Source organism: Granulicella sp. dw_53 (assembly GCF_018449545.1).
Lineage (GTDB): Bacteria > Acidobacteriota > Terriglobia > Terriglobales > Acidobacteriaceae > Edaphobacter.
Map to the genome: position 1 here is coordinate 99,565 of NZ_JAAVUR010000003.1, position 18,836 is coordinate 118,400.

15 protein-coding genes and 1 pseudogene are annotated in these 18,836 nt (G+C 53.2%); 11 read left to right on the plus strand and 5 right to left on the minus strand.

Translation table 11 applies throughout. The annotated features are described in order from the left end of the window. Positions 1-61: 61 nt before the first annotated feature. Positions 62-766 (minus strand): hypothetical protein, encoded by a 705-nt coding sequence (locus HB393_RS05675; RefSeq protein ID WP_213804197.1) that lies wholly within the window; start codon positions 764-766, stop codon positions 62-64. Next, positions 766-2,199: a sodium:solute symporter family protein gene (locus tag HB393_RS05680; RefSeq protein WP_213804198.1), complete on the minus strand. Its 1,434-nt coding sequence runs from the start codon at positions 2,197-2,199 to the stop codon at positions 766-768. The genes HB393_RS05675 and HB393_RS05680 overlap by 1 nt, the downstream gene beginning before the upstream one ends. Positions 2,200-2,440: 241 nt before the next feature. Here HB393_RS05680 and HB393_RS05685 point away from each other — a divergent pair, with 241 nt between their 5' ends. From HB393_RS05685 to HB393_RS05720, 8 genes are all read left to right on the plus strand, one after another. Then, on the plus strand, positions 2,441-2,719 hold the full coding sequence (locus HB393_RS05685; RefSeq protein ID WP_213804199.1) for a hypothetical protein: 279 nt from the start codon (positions 2,441-2,443) through the stop codon (positions 2,717-2,719). 107 nt (positions 2,720-2,826) lie between these two features. Beyond that, positions 2,827-3,684, plus strand: a complete 858-nt coding sequence (locus HB393_RS05690) for a methyltransferase (protein ID WP_213804200.1) — start codon at positions 2,827-2,829, stop codon at positions 3,682-3,684. 209 nt (positions 3,685-3,893) lie between these two features. Next, positions 3,894-4,103 carry a hypothetical protein gene (locus tag HB393_RS05695; RefSeq protein ID WP_213804201.1) on the plus strand — a complete coding sequence of 70 codons (210 nt, stop codon included), beginning with the start codon at positions 3,894-3,896 and terminating at the stop codon, positions 4,101-4,103. A gap of 187 nt (positions 4,104-4,290) precedes the next feature. Continuing rightward, entirely contained in the window at positions 4,291-4,731 is a 441-nt protein-coding gene (locus tag HB393_RS05700) for a DsrE family protein (RefSeq protein WP_213804202.1), read from the plus strand. A 526-nt stretch (positions 4,732-5,257) separates the two neighbouring features. Then, complete coding sequence (locus HB393_RS05705; protein WP_213804203.1) at positions 5,258-6,076, plus strand: methyltransferase domain-containing protein; 819 nt, start codon at positions 5,258-5,260, stop codon at positions 6,074-6,076. Positions 6,077-6,424: 348 nt separating this feature from the next. After that, a complete protein-coding gene (locus tag HB393_RS05710) occupies positions 6,425-7,609 on the plus strand; it encodes an efflux RND transporter periplasmic adaptor subunit (RefSeq protein WP_213804204.1) in 1,185 nt (394 codons plus the stop codon). 13 nt (positions 7,610-7,622) lie between these two features. Then, positions 7,623-10,781: a multidrug efflux RND transporter permease subunit gene (locus HB393_RS05715; protein WP_213804205.1), complete on the plus strand. Its 3,159-nt coding sequence runs from the start codon at positions 7,623-7,625 to the stop codon at positions 10,779-10,781. Then, positions 10,768-12,210 carry an efflux transporter outer membrane subunit gene (locus HB393_RS05720; RefSeq protein ID WP_213804206.1) on the plus strand — a complete coding sequence of 481 codons (1,443 nt, stop codon included), beginning with the start codon at positions 10,768-10,770 and terminating at the stop codon, positions 12,208-12,210. Before HB393_RS05715 ends, HB393_RS05720 begins: the two co-directional genes overlap by 14 nt. Before the next feature lie 208 nt (positions 12,211-12,418). Here the strand turns inward: HB393_RS05720 and HB393_RS05725 are convergent. The 3 genes and pseudogenes from HB393_RS05725 to HB393_RS05730 all read right to left on the minus strand — a co-directional run. Next, positions 12,419-13,084 (minus strand): annotated as a pseudogene (locus HB393_RS05725) (alpha/beta hydrolase); the annotation flags it as partial. 746 nt (positions 13,085-13,830) lie between these two features. After that, positions 13,831-14,016 carry a hypothetical protein gene (locus HB393_RS25100; protein WP_255550840.1) on the minus strand — a complete coding sequence of 62 codons (186 nt, stop codon included), beginning with the start codon at positions 14,014-14,016 and terminating at the stop codon, positions 13,831-13,833. A gap of 114 nt (positions 14,017-14,130) precedes the next feature. Continuing rightward, a complete protein-coding gene (locus HB393_RS05730; protein ID WP_255550841.1) occupies positions 14,131-16,113 on the minus strand; it encodes a TonB-dependent receptor in 1,983 nt (660 codons plus the stop codon). Between the two features lie 45 nt (positions 16,114-16,158). Here HB393_RS05730 and HB393_RS25105 point away from each other — a divergent pair, with 45 nt between their 5' ends. From HB393_RS25105 to HB393_RS05740, 3 genes are all read left to right on the plus strand, one after another. Continuing rightward, positions 16,159-16,683: a hypothetical protein gene (locus tag HB393_RS25105; protein WP_255550842.1), complete on the plus strand. Its 525-nt coding sequence runs from the start codon at positions 16,159-16,161 to the stop codon at positions 16,681-16,683. Positions 16,684-17,159: 476 nt separating this feature from the next. Beyond that, the gene (locus HB393_RS05735) at positions 17,160-17,540 is read left to right on the plus strand and encodes a c-type cytochrome (RefSeq protein ID WP_213804207.1); all 381 of its coding nucleotides are present in this window, start codon (positions 17,160-17,162) and stop codon (positions 17,538-17,540) included. Positions 17,541-17,927: 387 nt separating this feature from the next. Further along, positions 17,928-18,812 (plus strand): alpha/beta fold hydrolase, encoded by an 885-nt coding sequence (locus tag HB393_RS05740; RefSeq protein WP_213804208.1) that lies wholly within the window; start codon positions 17,928-17,930, stop codon positions 18,810-18,812. Positions 18,813-18,836: the final 24 nt, after the last annotated feature.

Here is an 18,836-nt window from a genome sequence, read left to right on the forward strand (position 1 = left end):
CAGGCGAAATAGAACAAAATCCACACGGTTGCAAAAGCTATGAAGGCACCAAATTTTCCGCTTAGGCCCATGGTTCCTCGGCAATGGTCGAACGCGAACTATATCTCAAATAGAGAATCGTGATGCTTGAGATGGCGAAAATTATAATTCCAAAATCGGCAAGCCACGCCTTGGTCAAAAATCGCTCTCTCCACGAGATGTGCAGCCTAGTCTTACTCTGGAAGAGGATTATGCTTGGCACATTGGTCAACTCGGCTCTCCATTCTCCAGGTCCAATCTCCTTGAACGAAGGAAATATATCTCCGAAGATTGCGTCCGTAGGCGACAGATGAAGAACGATGTGGACCGACGCGCCTCCCACATTAGGCATGATGAGAGGGACTGGCAATGGGAATCTAGACAACTCGCCATCCCTTGATGTCACTTTGTAGGTAAGTACCACCGGCATGGAATTTGCAAAATTGGTTGCGATTCGGACTCCACCTTCGCTTGTCTCAAAATTCCCCTCCTCACTGGGATAACCTCTATTCTTCAAATCTAAGTCGGTGATCACCACGCGTTTGTCTGCCCTCAAGATGATCGCATCCGGCGAATCGCTTCTACCTTGCGATGTACTGATTGTGACTGAAATAATTGCTGTCCTCTTGTCGTACTTTTCCAGAACACATTCATACGCAATGAGCCGTTTTATGTCGGTCGCTGAACTGACGCTGCCTAATCCAAGAAGAGCAACGAATAAAAAGATAATGTGCTTGAATGGCCACATTATCTTTCTCCAAAAAAACGTCGTAGCGTCTGCTGCGAAACTCGCGGAGTAAAGTTTCCTACGAGGATATATAGTCCGAAAGCAGTCAGAATTCCAATCTCGGCTCCATCAATCGATGCAAACCTTTCGCTATTCCGAGTTTCCCAATATATCGCGGCCATTCCCCCTCCCAATGTGGAAGCGATCGCACCAGAGCTAGAACCGAAACGTGAGTTCAAGCCTAAAATGACCGGGACGAAAAAGAAGCATCCAACAAGCCGCGCAGCCGCTAAGACTGTAGACTGCACATCTGAGAAGCCATAAAGGGCAAGGCCCGCAGGTAAAAGGCTTAGAAAGACGAGGCTAAGTCGATTGCATAGTAATTTCCTTTTTTCGCTCGCAAAAGGATTTATAAATTTCCCATATAGGTCGTGCGACACACTACCACTGGATACCAGGAGAATGGAATTGACGTTCGACATAATCGCGGAGAATAGGGCAACGAGGAAAATGGAACCTGCAAGAGGTGGAAGAATTGCAACCGACATCAAGGGACTTGCTTGATCTGCCGAAAGTAGATAAGGAAATATGGAACGAATGACCAGTCCAACAATCAAAATGCCTACACTTATCAATGCTTGAATAATGAAACATACTCCGATTGCATAGCGAACCGTGGCTTTATCCCTCATGGAACTCAGACGGGCCATCTCGTTAGGCGCCGAGGCGATCCCTAAAGCAAAGATCACTTGAAGCGATATGATTTGGCCCCATCCATACCAACCACGGATCAATTTGGGATCGAGCATCGTCAAGAGATCTCCAGTGGCTCGAAGTCCACCGGCGTACTTCAACAAAATCACCACCGAAATTGCCAAACTGCCAACGATGATAGCAACTTGAATTACATCTATATAAGAACTGACCCGAAGACCGCCGACGGTGGTGTAAATTGCAGTCACAATCAGTAGTATGCCCATTCCGTAGATGGGCTTTAAGCCGAAGACCGTTTGAAAGATGATGCCGCACGCCTGATACTGCGCCGTAAGTGAAATGATATAGATAAAGATAATAACGAGAGCCGAAGCGACTCGAAGAAATGCGCTCTCGAATCGAAGCGACAGGTAATCCGGAACCGTCACCGCCCCACAGGCTCGCAGTTTAGGACCGATGAAGACAGCGGACACTAGCCATCCGAACCACACGCCAGGCCATATCCAGATCCAATCCAGTCCGGTAGCGTAGTGTCTGCCCACAGTACCCACCAAGGTCCCTGCGCTAATTTGGGTCGCCGCCAAGGCGGCCCCACCTACCAAAGGCCCAATGCTTCGGCCCGCAGTAAGAAAGTTTTCTTCACTTTGACTTCTGACTTTTCCTGCAAACGCGAAGCCCAAGATGATAGAAATGCAATAAAGACAGAGAGCAACGGCGAATATTGTCGCGTGATCAAACAAGAAGACCTCTTGTCGAAGAGACCATTACTTATCGGTTGAATGTTAAAAAGGTGAGCCGGTATCAGTATAGTAGACTTTCGATCTGATTCTTAAGAGGACTAGCTTCCCGATCATTCGCTTTGGACTTTGAGTCACCTCAAGATGAATCGACGCCTGTTACTCTGTGCTGATCTCGAACGCCAACTCGCCTAGAGTTGAAGAGCAGCGTGGGGCTCGACACCTAGAAGCTAAGGAACTGCGTTTGGCGGCGGCGCCAAGCCGCGATGCCGTTCGACGGATGGATGGGAGAAGAAAAGACTCTTCCGAGAAGACGAGCGGCTATATAAGAGCTGGAGCGTTATGGATCAAGGGGATCGAGCGGATCTTGCTGGAGAGATTCGACCAGTGGAAGAAAGACGAGGCTGGTGTCAGAAGGACGACTGATAACTTGATAGGGGAGATAGCCCATCTCCTTGAGACAGCGATTGGCAAAGGCTTGACTGGCGATGCTATTAATCTGGGCGGCGTCGCTGATGGCTAGGGCGGGTTTGGTAAACGGTATGTATTGCGGAGAAGCCACTTCATGTAGATCTTCTTACCACTCAGACAAAAATTCACTCACCTAGTCTCTTCCGTTTGTTGCGAGCCTTGGAGAGTCTGGGCATCTTCACACAAATCTCGCCGATGGTCTTCGCGAACACACCACAAAGCCAATGCCTGCGCAGCGACGGTCCGTATTCACTCGAGGCTTTTGTACGCGCTGAGCTTTCCACCGGGCAAGGCCTATATGAAGCGTGGGCAGGCTTAGGAGAGAGCATTCGGACAGGCAAGAAAGCCTTCGATCAGCTCTACGGCTATGACTTCTGGGAGTTTTGCCGTCGCAACCCTAGGGCAGGGGAGGTCTTCAACGAAGCGATGGGCACCGTGCGGAAAGGAACTTCACCAGCCGTGACCCACTCCTACGACTGGGGCAAATTTGAAGTCATCGCAGACGTCGGTGGCGGCATAGGCGTCCAACTGGCGGATATCTTAAATGCTTTCCCTTCCAGCCGGGGTATTTTGTTCGATCAGGCTCAAGTGCTGGAACAGGCTCTCCCCCATGCGCCTATCGAGCACATCGTTGGAGATTTCTTCAAAGAAGTACCTCATGGCGCCGACTTATATCTCTTGAACGGAGTCATTCACGACTGGACCGATTCGGAAGCGTTGGCTCTCCTAAGCAAGGTTCGACAGGCGATGAAGCCTGGCTCTCGGCTTGCAATTTTGGAGGACGTCATCCCCGAATCGTCGGAGTTCAGTTTTGGAAAATGGTTGGATCTTCTCATGCTCGCAGTGCCCGGAGGACGCGAACGAACAAGAAAGGAATTCCGCGAACTTCTCTCTTCCGCCGCCTTCGATCTGGATGAAGTTATACTTACACCCGCCCCTCTAAGCATTCTTTTAGCATCTCCTAGTGAGGCTGTGGACGATGGCCTAGGAAAATTCGCCTACAAAAAGAAGAAGTGAGGGCGAGGTAGTGGGAATGAACGAGGTTTTTCGACCTACCGTGGTGCATTAATCACGTCTAATGCACCCGTTTCATTATCTGACTGCCTCATGATGCTCAAAAGCGACAGGAATTCCCGTAGGCTGTCGGTTTCGGTGTTTTAATGAAACTCGAACAGGTGTTGCCGGTAACCGGGCTCGATACTTTCTTGAATTGAGTATTCCGTTTTATGGCTACAACAAGACCTGACGCCAAGATTTCGAAAGGTGTCCGCAAGGCGCTCCTGGCTCAAGGACTCAATCTTCGAGCGTCGCTTCTTACGACCGTATTAAAGCCTACTCCGAAGAAATTTGATGGAAGACCTGAAGAAATTGAAATGCTAACACTGACTCTTCATGGTGATGTCAATAAGATTGGCCCAATCGCCGATTCAGTGTAACTGTCTTCCAAGCTCGTTAAAAAAGAGGGCGACTCTGAAGATCATTGCCGGGGCTCCTCACGGCATGCGTACGACGCACGCGAATCGAATAAACGAAGAACTGCAGGCCTTTCTCGGCAGCCAAATGCATAAGAGGGAACACAAACTCGTAATCCCAACTAACTTATCTTTAAAGGAAGGACGCTCCATGCTCATTCAGGAACATGCACTCCATATCGACATCCCGGTCAAGATGAACGAGGTGAATATTGTATTTAGTGTAGCCTCGCTCTCGTTTGAAGGCGATCTCCCGGCAGCAATCTTTCACATGGGACTCATTGTGGATGATATTGCGGACTGGAAAACTAAGTCGCAAGTTGTAACAGTCTTCCACACGAATGCCGGGCACGTCACTCTGCACGATGAGGCATACAACAAAGACCGGCACATCTCTACTGGCAACCCATACAGAAAACTGATGACCGACCTAATGGAACGGGGTGTGCAGGTCGAACTCTGCGGTGCAACTGCGAAGTCTCATGGATGGGGGAATGCCGATACAATTCCTGGCATCAAGATCAACACAGATGCAATGGCTAGGACAACGCAGCTTGTACAAGAAGGGTTCGTCAAAATTTCAGAGGGATGAACAAAGTGAGCAGGACCGACAGGGGCGGCCTGCGTCGGATACGAACACCTTGACACGAAGATCGTCGCTCAGATAAACATTCGTCGCCGACGAACCCGGTGAACCCTCTTTCTCGTATGGCAGCTTCAAAGGATCAGCAACAGCTAAAGTACGATTTCACACCCCACTCACTTTGGACATAAACAACGGTCGTCAAAAGCGGAATTATTCTGGGAATGCCTTCAGCGAGAGGGGTGATCATTCCGAATAACCGCGAGACTTGATGAACCGCTACGCCGGATACCCCGCAAAGCCTGAGTCGAAGGGCTTCGACTACATGTGCCCGATGGATCGGGAAACGATCGAAATACGTCGCTCCGATTCAAAGACCTTCCTGCTTTTACATCGTCTTGTACCGATTCGTTCCTCGCTACGGGAATAAATCTCCTCCCCCGCGTGTTCGTTCCTGCATGAAGGATTCACGAAGGGATTTGACACTCTGGCTTTGCTTCCGCGCGTCGCATGCAAACCGCTTCTGGAGAGTCAAATGATAGATACCGCATCCAAGGTGCGTGAGCACTATACCGTCACCGATCTCATTGACAGGATCAAGGCTGCGCTCGAAACAATCGCGCCAGAAGATCAGCCGCTCACAGTGAGTCAACTCGCTCCGATCGATCATTTCCACAGCCGCGGTATTCTCGCCACTACCGATTTGGCCGATGCCGTTGGACTATCTCCAACAATGCGAGTCCTCGATCTAGGCTGCGGTATCGGCGGCCCCGCCCGCTATTTCGCCGAAACTTTTGGTTGTACAGTCGTGGGTGTCGATCTGAGTCCGTCTTTCATCGATGCCGCCACTTACCTTACAGCACGCTGCGGGCCATCTGATCGCTTGACTTTCCAAGTGGGCGACGCCCTTCATACGCCTCTTGAAGCGGCGTCTTTTGATGTCGTGTTCCTTCACCATGTAGCGATGAATATCGAAGACCGTGTCGCTCTCTATGCTGAGGTTCGTCGCGTCCTGAAACCAAAAGGCCGATTCGCCATCCACGACATAGTGCTTCGTGATGGCGATATCGTGTATCCAGCCCCTTGGGCGCGGGATGCCTCAACCAGCTTCCTACTCCGCGAAGGCGAGACACGGGCGACGCTCGAGCATGCGGGATTCAAGGTGATGCATTGGTCCGACGACACCAAGATCGCTCTCGATTGGTGGAAGTCAACCGCGGCAAACCCGCCTACAAATGAACTTAACCTCAGTATCGTGATGGGATCAGATTTCCCTGTGAAGTCGGGCAATCTAGCACGAAACATCCGTGAGAATCGCGTTGGGGTTCTATCTGCCGTGTGCACTCTCGACTAACTGGTTAGGTCTTCTCTCTCGATTCCAAGAGCTGCCTGAATCTGAGGAATAAAGATCTGAGATACAAATATCCATCACCGCCACGACAGCATCAATACTGGTCCGCTTCGTATTCTCTTTTCGGAAGAGAAGTATCGCAGTCTCTAGTGCTGACTCTCTGTTGAAGGACGCGGGACACCTCGTGGTAGCGCGGTCCTCCTACGCCTTATTGGAGCACGCATTCCCAAAAAAGTTGCACCACTCTGAATCACATTGTGTCTGACGGCATCTATTTGAAACGTTGGTTCTATGAAGGTATCGTCGTGCGCCTGGTAGGAAGTAGCGCGATACAAGATTTGGAGAGTCTAGATGCAAGCCATTCTCAAACAAGGATCATCGCTAGCGAGCTCTAGTTTTATATTGCTCGTTTTGGGCATCCTTACCGTCACTGCTGGGTGCAAGCACGCACCAGATGCTAAGCCAGCCGCGTCCGCTGCCCCTGTCGAGGCGGCGCCTGTCGTCATGAAAGAGGTGCGTGTCTCCGATGAGTTCAACGGCCGCGTCTGGGCGACGAACTATGTGGACATTCGCCCCCGGGTCACGGGTTACATCGATCGCATTGCGTTCCGAGAAGGGCAGATGGTTCGTCGCGGGGATCTCCTATTCGTGATCGATCCACGGCCCTACAAAGACGTCGCGGACAGCGCGAAAGCGGAGCTCGACCGGGAACACGCAGCCGCCGATTTCGCAAAGATTCAGGCAGACCGTACGCAACGGCTCAAGAACTCAGACGCAGTGTCTCAAGAAGAACTCCAAAACAGAAGTTCCGACCTGCTTCAAAGCGGAGCCCGCGTCAAGGCGGCGGAAGCCGCTGTCGCATCGGCAGAGTTGAACTTGTCCTACACAGAGGTGCGATCGCCGATTGATGGCCGCACGAGCCGTATGCAATTGACGCTGGGAAATCTTGCGCAGGCAGACCAAACGGTTCTTACCACGGTTGTCTCCGTGGACCCCGTCTACGTTTACTTCGATTGCGATGAGCAAAGCTACCTGCGTTTTCAGCAAAACTCACATCGCGGGAGTGGAGTGGGATCAGACAATCCGGTTCGGGTGGCACTTGCGGACGAAGAAGGCTTTCCGCATATCGGACACATCGACTTCGTCGACAATTCACTCAACCCTTCGACGGGAACGATTCGAGCCCGGGTCGTGCTTCCGAATCCCACACACACATTGACGCCAGGTCTCTTTGCACGCGTCCAGTTGCAAAGCGCTGCCCTTTTGCAAGCCGTACTCATCGACGACAAGGCCGTCCTAACTGACCAAAACCGCAAATACGTCTACATAGTTGGTCCTGGCAATACGGCTCAACGCAAAGAGATCACGCTCGGAGGAACTGCAGACGGACTGCGCATCGTGAAGTCCGGGTTGGGTCCGCATGATCAAGTGATTGTTGGAGGGCTGCAACTAATCTATTTCCCCGGCGCTCCTATTGCGCCGAAGATGACCACGATGGAGGCTTCAACCCAACTTGCCGCGGCAGGAACGAAGTAAGGAGACCACGGCCATGGATCTTTCAAAATTCTTTATCGATCGCCCCATCTTTGCGATCGTCTTGTCCATCATTATCTTTTGCCTTGGGCTGATCGCAATTCCTATCCTTCCTTCGGGACAGTATCCCGAAGTCGTTCCACCGAGCGTGGTTGTGCGCACCAACTATCCGGGAGCCAACCCTAAAGCTATCGCAGAGACGGTTGCAGAGCCGCTCGAAGAAGCCATCAACGGCGTCGAAGGCATCATGTACCTGAAGTCTGTCGCCGGTTCAGACGGCAGCCTTCAGGTGATCGTCACGTTTCGTCCTGGAGTCGATCCGGATACAGCCGCCGTGCGAGTGCAGAATCGCGTCAGCCAAGCGCTCTCCCGTCTTCCGGATGAGGTACGCCAGTTTGGGGTAACGACGCAAAAACAGTCGCCAACTCCTCTAATGTATGTAGGGTTGGCATCGAAGCATGGCAAATCTGATGCGCTCTACCTTCGCAACTACGGAGTTCTCCATGTCAAGGATGAGCTAACGCGCTTGACCGGTATTGGTGACGTCCAGATGCTTGGCGCCGGCGACTACGCGATGCGTGTTTGGCTTGATCCAAATCGGTTGGCCGCGCGTGGAATTACTTCAGATGATGTTGTGAACGCGATCCGCGAGCAGAACGTGCAAGTCTCGGCGGGCCAACTCGGCTCTGAGCCCTCACCGAACAAACCAGACTTCCTCACCTCCATCAATGTTCGTGGACGCCTCACAACGGAGCAAGAGTTTGGCAACATCGTTTTGAAATCCGGTTCCAGTGGGCAGATCGTTCACCTTTCGGATGTGGCGCGCGTGGAGCTAGGTTCGAGCGACTATACGCTGCACACCTATATCGACACACGTGACGTCACCATCCTCGGCATCTTCCTTACTCCAGGGGCCAACGCGCTCGGAGTGGCCAAGCAGGTCTATGCCAAGCTTGATGAGCTATCCAAGTCGTTCCCCGAAGATGTTGAATATCAGATCCTCTGGGACCCGACCGTATTTGTGCGGGACTCGATCGAGGCTGTGCAGCACACCTTGATCGAAGCGGTGATTCTAGTCGTGCTCGTCGTCATCGTTTTTCTACAGACATGGCGTGCTTCGATCATTCCGTTGATCGCAGTCCCTGTATCGATTGTCGGCACGTTTGCCTGGCTCTATGTGCTTGGCTACTCTATCAACACGCTGACTTTATTCGGGCTTGTTCTAGCGATTGGCATCGTAGTGGACGACGCAATCGTAGTGGTCGAGAACGTAGAACGGTTCATCGAGCATGGGCTGAGCCCACGCGAAGCTGCACATCGTGCAATGAAAGAGGTCTCCGGCCCAATCATTGCAATCGCCCTGGTGTTATGCGCGGTCTTCGTGCCGATGACGTTCCTCACAGGCATCACCGGGCAGTTCTACAAGCAATTTGCCGTCACCATTGCAATCTCGACAGTCATCTCCGCGATCAATTCGCTAACCCTTTCGCCAGCCCTTGCAGCGAAGCTCCTCCGTGCACCTGGCACTAAGAAGGACTGGCTTGCGCGAGCAATCGACCGTACCTTCGGTTGGTTCTTCCGTCCGTTCAATCGCCTCTTCCAGCGCAGCTCCGAGGCGTATCAAGGGGTGGTCGGACGCAGCTTCCGTTTCCGTGGCGGAGTATTTTTCGTCTACGTCTTATTGCTCGGATCGATCTACGTGCTGTTCAACCGAGTGCCTGGCGGTTTCATTCCAACGCAGGATCAACTCTACCTCTTTGGAGGGGCGAAGCTCCCGGAAGGCGCATCTCTGGCGCGCACTGACGCCACGTTGAGAGAGATGGTGCGCACTGCTCACGAGGTTGACGGAGTTCTCATGTTGCCGGCGATATCTGGCTACAATGCGTTGCAAACCGCGAACACTCCTAACCTCGCCACTTCATATATTCGTCTCAAGGGGTTCAATGAACGTCACAAGTCGGCGCAGCAGATCGTAGCCGAAATCAACGAAAAGTATTCTCACATCCATGGCGCGATCACCTTTGCGTTAATGCCGCCACCTATTCAGGGCCTTGGCAATGGATCGGGCTACTCACTGTACATTGAGGACCGTGCGGGTCTTGGATATGGTGCCCTCCAGAATGGGCTCGCGGCGTTTCAAGGCGCCGTGTCGCAAACGCCAGGCATGACGTTTCCGGTTTCGTCGTATCAGTCGAACATCCCGCAACTCGAAGTGCAGGTAGATCGAGAGAAAGCAAAGTCTGAAGGTATATCTCTGACTGAAGTGTTCGACACGCTCCAGACGTACCTCGGTTCGTTCTACGTGAATGACTTCAACACGTTTGGCAGAGTCTACCGCGTGATGGTTCAAGCGGACAGTCAGTATCGTCAACACCCCGAGGACATCACCAATCTCCGGGTTCGAAATGGTGCCGGCGAGATGGTTCCGATCGGGTCGATCGCGACCGTCACCCAAGCGTTCGGTCCTGACCCTGTGATGCGTTACAACGGCTATCCGGCCGCAGATGTCATCGGAGATGCCGACCCGCGAGTATTCTCGTCCGGGCAGATGGTCGACAAGATCACTGAGATCGCAAAGAAGACCCTGCCTCCCGGCATGGTTCTCGAGTGGACAGATCTGACTTATCAGCAAACAACTCAGAGCCAAGCTGCCGCGGTTGTATTCCCGTTGGCCATATTGCTTGTATTTCTCGTCCTGGCTTCGCTGTACGAGAGCTGGACGCTTCCGCTCGCTGTGATCCTGATCGTTCCAGTCTGTATCTTCGCTGCTTTATTTGGCGTGTGGCTCTCCGGCGGAGACAATAACATCTTCGTTCAGGTTGGCCTGGTCGTGCTGATGGGTCTTGCATGCAAAAACGCAATCCTGATCGTCGAGTTTGCTCGCGAACTTGAATTCCAAGGAAAGAGTCCCGTAGAGGCCGCTCTGGAAGCCTGCCATCTGCGTCTCCGTCCCATCATCATGACATCGATCGCGTTCATCGCCGGCTCCGTCCCGCTGCTTCTGGGTCATGGTGCAGGCAGTGAAGTGAGAAAGGTGACGGGCGTTACAGTGTTCTCCGGAATGCTCGGCGTCACACTATTCGGCCTTTTTCTAACCCCGGTTTTCTACGTGGCACTGCGCAAGTGGAACGGAGCACCGTTGCGTCAAGAGGGAGGAAACGATGCGCACATCTAACGTCCTGCTCGCAATGGTGATGATGTTGGGCTCCACCGCTTGTTCCGTCGGGCCACACTACAAGCGCCCAAATGTGACTCTTCCCGCTCAATTTACGGCGCCTGCCACGCCTGAACCCGATACGTCGCCCAGAGCCGATGCATCTGATCCAGAGTTTTGGCATAGCTTCCATGATCAGGAATTAACGGCTCTTGTTGAGCGAGCCTTAGCAACGAACAACGATCTAAGAATGGCTCTCGCTCACTACGATACGGCGGATGCTCTTTTGCGCTTGAGCAAATTCGACAAATATCCGACGGTGACGGCAAGCGAAGATACCGGGCGGCAGAGGCTGGCAGCAAACCAAGCTTTCGGTTTCCCGCGGAACGATCGCTTTTCGAATTCAACGATCAACGCCAGTTGGGAGCTCGATTTCTTTGGGCGCATCCGCCACAACATGGAGTCCCAGCATCAACAACTCCTCGCCAGTGCCAACGACCTCGCAGCGATGCAGGTGACGATCACAGGTGAGGTTGTATCAACCTATATCGACCTGCGAGGCCAGCAGGAGCTTCTCCGCGTCGCACGACAGAATGCACAGAATGAGGATCGAACGGTAAAGCTTGTGGAGGCCACTTACTCTGCGGGAAGAGGAACACAGTTCGATATAGCCAGAGCCCGCACATTGCTCGAAAGCACAACGTCGCGAATTCCCGCACTCCTTGCCGCGATCACCTTGGATGAACATCGATTGGCAGTACTATGCGGTCAATCTCCGGACGCATTCGCGGCAGAACTAGAGACACAAAAGCCTTTGCCGGATCTTCCGGAACGGATCGACCCGGGCACGCCAGCAGATCTAGTTCGGCGTCGCCCTGATGTCAACGCATCGGAGCAGCGTCTTCATGCCGCAACCGAGCAAGTCGGCGTCGCGACGGCAGACCTGTTTCCGCGGGTCAATTTTGCAGGACTCTTAGGTATGTTCCAGTACCACGCTGATTCGCCCTTCGATGGAGTAAGTCCTGTAAATCTGGCTGGCCTCAACATTGACTGGTCCTTTTTGGACAGGGGCAGAGTGCGAGCCAGGATTGCGGCCAGCGAAGCAGACGGAGACGCTCAACTTGCTCAATACCAGCAGACAGTCCTCCTGGCATTAGAGGACGTCGAAAACGCACTTGTAAGATATGCGCGATTTCGGGAGCAAGATGCGCAGCTTCACCAGGCAGCGTTGGACAGTAAGCGCGCGGCCGACCTCGCAAACATCCGATTCAGAGAGGGAGCGACCGGGCTGCTTGATCTATTAGACGCCGAACGGGTGGAACTCCAGGCAGAAGACGCTTACGCAACGAGTCACTTGAGTAGCTCAAGCGCTGCCATAGGCGTCTACAAATCATTGGCCGGAGGTTGGCCACAGCGCGTTCCTGCGACAGTCAAGGGTGCGAAGCCTTGAACATCAGCGGCACTCGTCGAAGGTGATAAACGTAGCTAAAGTGAGTGCTACGAATTTGAAAGCGAGATGCCGCAACCGCGGCGGGCGCTTATGGCGACTTCTGGGCTGCCTTTGCAGTTCTGTTCCGTTCTTCCAACTAGGCTGTATGGCTGGGGAATTCAGCCGATGCAGCGACACTAAGGGAATCAAGCGGACTGATGCTTTTAGCCTATTCAAATGCTTTGCGAAGTGACATCCCGACTTGATCGATAAGAGCCTTGCCTGCATCGAGCACACCAGCCATGGAAGCTAGTCCATGAATCATGCCCATCCAGCAAGTGTGATCTACCGGGATATTTGCGGCCTTCAATTTTGAAGCATACTCATTTCCTTCATCCCGCACAGGATCATGATCCGCAGTGATGATCAGCGCAGGCGCTATACCGGTGAGGTCTGTAGTGAAGAGTGGAGACACGTTCGGATCTTCGCGGTTTATTCCAGGCGGCAGATAGGCGTCGTACCATTCGAGCGTCTTGTTATGGGAAACGAGATAAGCGCCGGTTCCCAATTCTTTCCACGAAGGCTTTGAAGCAGTAACGTCGAGGATTGGATAAAGCAGTACCTGAAGACGTAGCGCTGGTCCAGTCTTTGCTGCTTTCTGAGCTACCCATGCAGCCAGGAGACCACCTGAGCTAGCACCTCCTATGGCGAGCCGCTGTGAGTCACCACCAATTTCGGAAGCGTGAGCGGCGACCCATGTAAGACCCACCCATGCATCATCATTCGCAGCGAGGTAAGGATCTTCTGGCGCAAGACGGTACCCCACCGAAATGACGATGCATTGAGCACGATTTGCTAACGCCCGAAGTAATGTATCATCTTCTTCGAGATCCCCAGCGACAAACCCTCACCCATGGCAATGGACGAAAACGGGTGCGGCGGTTGGCACGGGTCCTTCCGTATGCGGAACATACAAACGAACGGGGATCTTTCCAGCAGGACTTGGTATGTTGAAATCTTCGATTTTTGACACCGGCTCCAATGGATACCTTAGCGCCGTAGAGGTGCTTCTTAATTGCCGTGTTGCAACAATCCTTTCCGTTGCGGACAAGTGCACTGATGGAGCCGGACGCTGCGCTGCCTTTGCTTGGATCTGCTCTAAGAGAGTCTTTACCTGTGGGGCAAGTTCATTCATCAATGACATCTCTCTTTCACTTAGGATCAGTTTAGGATGTGCAACCAACCAGCAAACAAATCAAGACAGCAATTCATTTTGTCGACTGCAGACAACGTGTTTTTGCCAATGCTCTTCAATAAAAAACACTTCGGCCGACAAATTATGCCCGTCTTTATCGAGCCAAATGCCCTAAACCTGACACCTTATACGGCGATAACATCGCAGTCCTCACAGCTTCTGCCGTAATTGTGAACTGCCATTCCAGCTTAAGTTCGGTCGCGACAGAGGGACGCGACTCCATAAGAAAAATCGCAATTAGCACAATGGACGAGTGCTCCGCTGCCTCAGATTCCGCGAGTCCTGCCCTGCCTTCATGTTTCCGGTGGCGAATAACCGCTGCTGAGCTAACCAAGTTAGCTCAGCAGCGATAAGGCGTGGCCATAACTAAAGTCGCCGATCTGCTGTTAGAAGGTTAGTTTGAGGCCAGCCTGCATAACTCGTGGGAGGACGCTGCCGACTGCAGTGATGCGACCGTAGGTACCGCTGCTCGGGTTGTTGTCCGGTTGACCAAAGCTGGTGCGGTTGAAGGCATTGAAGAGCTCCCAACGGAACTGCAAGCGATATCGATCGCGCGCGGTCCAGTTCTTCATGATCGCGGCGTCGCTGTAGTTGATGCCGGGTTCACGAAGGAAGTTGCGAGGGGTGTTGCCGAAGGTGCCGCCTGCATTGGGTTGGAAGGCGGTTGTCGTGAAGTACTGGTTGACCTACTGCTCCTTGGTGCCTTGGTGGGTTTGGACGGTGGCTCCGGGAACGAAATCGGCACGATCGTTGTACTGGAGCGCTCCGGAATTGTTTCCTCCGTTGCCACCTGTGATGCCAAAGGGACGGCCGGACTGGAGGGTGTAGATGGCCGAGAGTTCCCATTCGCCGAGAGTGCTGCGCAGAAGAGGATTCCAGTTGCGGAGGGCAGGAGTGGTGTAGACGCCGTTCGTCACTGAGACGAACGGGAAGCTAAGGTCGGAGATGCCACGGTTATAGCCGATGTTGTAAGGGTTGGCGAGTGCTGGACTCCCAAAGGTGACGTTGCCGGAGGAGCCGAGGTCGATGGTTTTGGACCAGGTAAAGCTGGACTGGATCTGGAAGCCACGCGACATGCGTTTCTCGGCCTGCAGCTGCATCGAGTGATAATTGCTGGTACCGAGGCTGGTGGTGGTAAGGATCTGCGCGAAGGCAGCGTTGGGACGGACACCTCGTGCAAGGGCCGCAATCTGGCCCGGGTTGCTGTCGATGGCTGTCGTCTGATGATAGGACTGGCTCCCGACGTAGGCTAGGTGGACGACGAAGTCAGAGGTGAACTGCTGTTCCACGGACAGGTTCCAACTCTGCGTCATACCCAGCTTGAAGTCGGGACGGAAGGTCGCGGGAACTGTGACCTGACTGCCGAACTGCGAGTTTGCGGACGGAGGAGTGAGGCTGTATGCAAAGGGTGGGAAGGGGCTGGCATTTCCTGTGGGACTAAAGTTTGCCCAGGGGCTGGAGAACTGCACGGTCTGCGCGGTGCTGCCGTTGAGAGTGTACATGGGACTGAATGGGCTAATATCAGCTACGTGGTTGTAGATGGAGTAGGGCAGCGGTGCGGTGAACATACCGAAGCCAGCGCGGAATGCCGTTCGCGGAGAAGCCTGATACGCGATGGCGATGCGCGGTTCAAAGTAGCCGTAGGTATTTTTTATAAGGCTATCCGAGACACCTCTGTCGCCGGGGAAGAGGAGACCTGCAGGAGCATTGGGGAACATGGTGCTCTGTGCTCCAGGGATGTAGACAGATCCGCGTCCAGCCTTGGAGGCAGGAGGCAGGTTCGGATCCCAGCGTAGTCCGAGGGTGAGAGTGAGGTTGGGACGAAGGCGGTATTGGTCCTGCGCGTAGGCGCCGAAGAGAATACCGGTGACATCTGCGATCTCGCCGGCACCCTGGGTGAAACTTCCAACCCGGCCAAGCAGAAAGTCAGCCAGGCCCGAACCAGTGGAGTAACCATTGAAGCCGACGATGGGAGCGGCCGGGTAGAAGGTAAGCTCGCGTGCGGATTGATGCCAGAAGTCAGCTCCGACGGAGACGGTATGGTTGCCGATGCTCCTGGTGAGATAGTCGGAGAAGCCAAAGGAACGACGCATCTCGCCAGTGAACTCAGAGTAAGGGGTACTGAAGCCACCACTGGCGTTGAGGCCCTCCGAGTAGCAGGTACCCGGAGGATCGACGATGTTGATGTACTTGGAGAGACAGAAGGAGTTGCCGGATGAGTCGAACTGAGTTCCGGCGTTGAAGACATGCATCTGGTTCCAGAACAGTGAAAGAGCGTTCACCGTGCTTGGGGTGATGGTCCAGGTATGGTTCAAAACTTCATTGAAGAACTTGCCGGTTTTACCGGGATTGATCGCGAGGATGTTGCCGGGGGTGCTACCCTCTGCGCGTTTGTAGTACTGGATAAAGCTACGCACGCTCAGACGCTGCTTGTCATTGATGGAGTAGTCCAGGCGGCCGGTGCCTTCGTCGTAAGTCTCCCTGGTTGCCGGGGCCTGGTAGTAGACGAGGCCGCTGGCTGGATCCTGACCGAGAGGAAGCACGGTCTTCGCGATCCTGATGGATGCGGGATCGAAGAGAGTGGGATAGATCTGGTTGCGCTTGCCATTGACGGTAGTAAATCCGCCGCCGAGCATAGTGGGATATGCGCTGAAGTCGCCGTTCAACATGGCTTGTGTAGGCGTGTTGGTAGCGTTGGCGGTGGATTGCGAGGATTGACGGGTGCCCTGGTAGTTGCCGAAGAGGAAGAGCTTGTCTCTCTTGAGAGGGCCGCCCAGGAAGCCGCCGAACTGGTTGCGCTTGAGAGGATCGACCTGCTTGGAGAAGTAGTTCGCCGAATTAAGGGCGCTGTTGCGAAGGAACTCGAAGACGCCACCATGAAGAGAATTTGTGCCGCTCTTGGTATCGATACTGACAACCGCACCGGGCGAAAATCCATAGTGGGCATCGAAGTTGTTGGAGATAACACGAAATTCGCTGGTGGCATCCGCGTTGGCGATTCGACGCTATTACAAGCTAAGCCTTGCCATCCAAGCTTCAGACGTCTCGTGTGCTCGGCGGTAAACATGGCATATACGCCGGGCAAACTTCTATGCATCTTTGAACAAGGCCATCCAGTCGCGCGCCGCCTAAAGAGTAGGGAATATTTGCCTTTGAATAGTGTCTCGTTACTAATCAGTACAGGGACCTCGGAAAACGGGACGCTCAATGATTCGCTCGTTCGCGATTCCGGACATTGAATCGAACTGCGAACTCGGACACTTACGGCAGAATCATCAATGGCAAGGAAATTTAATATCGCTGTGGCTCTACTGATCGTGATGGCATACGCCAGCACGATTGTTATTGGCCTGCGACTTAAGAACTTTTCGTTCTTCCATATCGGTGCGAAGCCTAAAAAAAATGGGCTGGCCTGGACCCCTCCGCCCCTAATACCATTCCAGAGGGGGCACTGGGAGCGAGCATTCGTCGAGGCTCTTTCATCTTTAATGAGACACCCTTGTATGCAACCAAATACACGGGTGCGAGGATGAGTTGTACCCATTGTCACGTAGAGGGTGGTATCCAGCCCTATGCTTCTCCGATGGTTGGAGTTCCTGAAGCCTTCCCCATGTTTAACCGTCGGGCAGGACGCATAATCTCTCTGAAGGATCGCATCGAGGAATGCTTTGTGCGAAGCGAGAATGGTAAGCCAATCTCATATGACGGACCCGAGATGCAAGCAGTGGTGGACTACATCACTTGGGTTTCGAAACCACAGCCTCGCGAAGAACCCTTTGTAGGGAGAGGATTAGTCCACCTTCCTTCTCTACAACCGGACCCAAAACACGGTGCCCAAATCTACGCAACGCAATGCGCAGGCTGTCACGGGCAGCAAGGGGAAGGCCGCTCCCCACTCTTCCCTCCTCTCTGGGGCGAGTACTCGTTCAACGACGGAGCAGGCATGAACGACATCACTAAGATGGCCGCGTTTGTGCAACACAACATGCCGCAGAATCGAATGGGCATCTTATCTCCGCAGGAAGCATTCGATATCTCAGCCTATATTCATTCCCAGCCAAGACCTGCCTTCAATCATGCATTTGAGCGTTTCTAACGCAGCTCATCGAGCGTTCTGATGTAAAGTCCCCGAACGCGTTCATCTTCCCAAACAACAATGAAGGATTTATCGATACGGGAACGATCGGAGACAAACGCTGCACAAGCTGGCTCGGGATCTGAAACTGACAAAGCCGGCATTTCAGGTTATCGGCGCTCGATTGCTAGCGCCCACCACACTCCTACCATCCCAAGATCTCTTGTTCCGTTCTTATATTAGCACGAACGGTCGTGCTAATATGATAGAAGCACTTTCATATGCAATAAATTGCCAGGCAGCTATATCCTGTGCTGCATGGCTACAAGACAGTGAGGTCCTTATTTGCGGACGGCGAAACAGCACGAATGGCGAACTCTTTGCTGAATCCGAAGGAGGCGAAGCATCATGGAAAATGACACAGTTGCTTTTGTCTTGATCCATGGCGCATGGCATAACTCGACGTGCTGGCAGCCGTTGATGGAGCACGTTGCAAGATCCGGTTACGAAACATACGCAATCGACTTACCGGGAGCCGGTGTCCACAGCGTTAATCCCACCAGCTATTCCAACCCGGTTGATGGAACTGTGTTCGCTCGGGAGCCGACGCCGAATTCCGGCGTCACGCAAGAGCAAAGAACGAATGCGATCGTAGAATTAATTAATGGAATTAGGAAAAGCACAGACCGGCCGATCGTCCTTGTAGGCCATTCTATGGGTGGCCTGACCGTCACGGCAGTGGCGGAGGCCATCCCCGAGCAACTCGAGGCGATTGTCTATGTCACCGGGTTCATGTTGGCACCAAGTGTTACCCTCAGTGAATTCCATCGCCATCCTGCAAACTCCTCTTCTGTGCTGCGAACTTTGATCGCTGCGCCTCCAGCAGAGATTGGTGCTCAGCGAATCAACTTCCGGTCGAATGACAAAACCTTCTATGACCGCATGAAACTGGCGTTCGCGGCCGACATTGAAGATAGCGACTTCGCAGCACACATTGCCAACCTTCATTGCGACGAGCCGAACTCTGTAACTCTACTGCCGTCCCCAATGACCTTTGAGCGGTTCGGAAAGGTTCCACGCCACTACATTCGTTGCCTCCAGGATCGAGGGCTTCCGCCAGAGGCACAAACGGTGTTGATCAGAGAAGTAGACGCGGCGATGGAAAATCATACGGTCGTCCACGAATTGCATTCGAGTCACCTTCCTATGGTCTCCCAACCGCAAGCGCTGGCGCAACTCCTGGACTCAATTGCTGCGGAACGATTAAAGAAGAACTCTAGCCGAAATATATAGGCATCGTGAAATCACAACTGCACT

Coding starts and splice junctions, on each gene's coding strand:
- HB393_RS05735 (WP_213804207.1), top strand. CDS start 17,160: ATGCAAGCAGTGGTGGACTACATCACTTGGGTTTCGAAACCACAGCCT.
- HB393_RS05740 (WP_213804208.1), top strand. CDS start 17,928: ATGGAAAATGACACAGTTGCTTTTGTCTTGATCCATGGCGCATGGCAT.
- HB393_RS05720 (WP_213804206.1), top strand. CDS start 10,768: ATGCGCACATCTAACGTCCTGCTCGCAATGGTGATGATGTTGGGCTCC.
- HB393_RS05705 (WP_213804203.1), top strand. CDS start 5,258: ATGATAGATACCGCATCCAAGGTGCGTGAGCACTATACCGTCACCGAT.
- HB393_RS05730 (WP_255550841.1), bottom strand. CDS start 16,113: ATGTTGAACGGCGACTTCAGCGCATATCCCACTATGCTCGGCGGCGGA.
- HB393_RS05695 (WP_213804201.1), top strand. CDS start 3,894: ATGGCTACAACAAGACCTGACGCCAAGATTTCGAAAGGTGTCCGCAAG.
- HB393_RS05700 (WP_213804202.1), top strand. CDS start 4,291: ATGCTCATTCAGGAACATGCACTCCATATCGACATCCCGGTCAAGATG.
- HB393_RS25100 (WP_255550840.1), bottom strand. CDS start 14,016: ATGAAGAACTGGACCGCGCGCGATCGATATCGCTTGCAGTTCCGTTGG.
- HB393_RS05715 (WP_213804205.1), top strand. CDS start 7,623: ATGGATCTTTCAAAATTCTTTATCGATCGCCCCATCTTTGCGATCGTC.
- HB393_RS05710 (WP_213804204.1), top strand. CDS start 6,425: ATGCAAGCCATTCTCAAACAAGGATCATCGCTAGCGAGCTCTAGTTTT.
- HB393_RS05675 (WP_213804197.1), bottom strand. CDS start 766: ATGTGGCCATTCAAGCACATTATCTTTTTATTCGTTGCTCTTCTTGGA.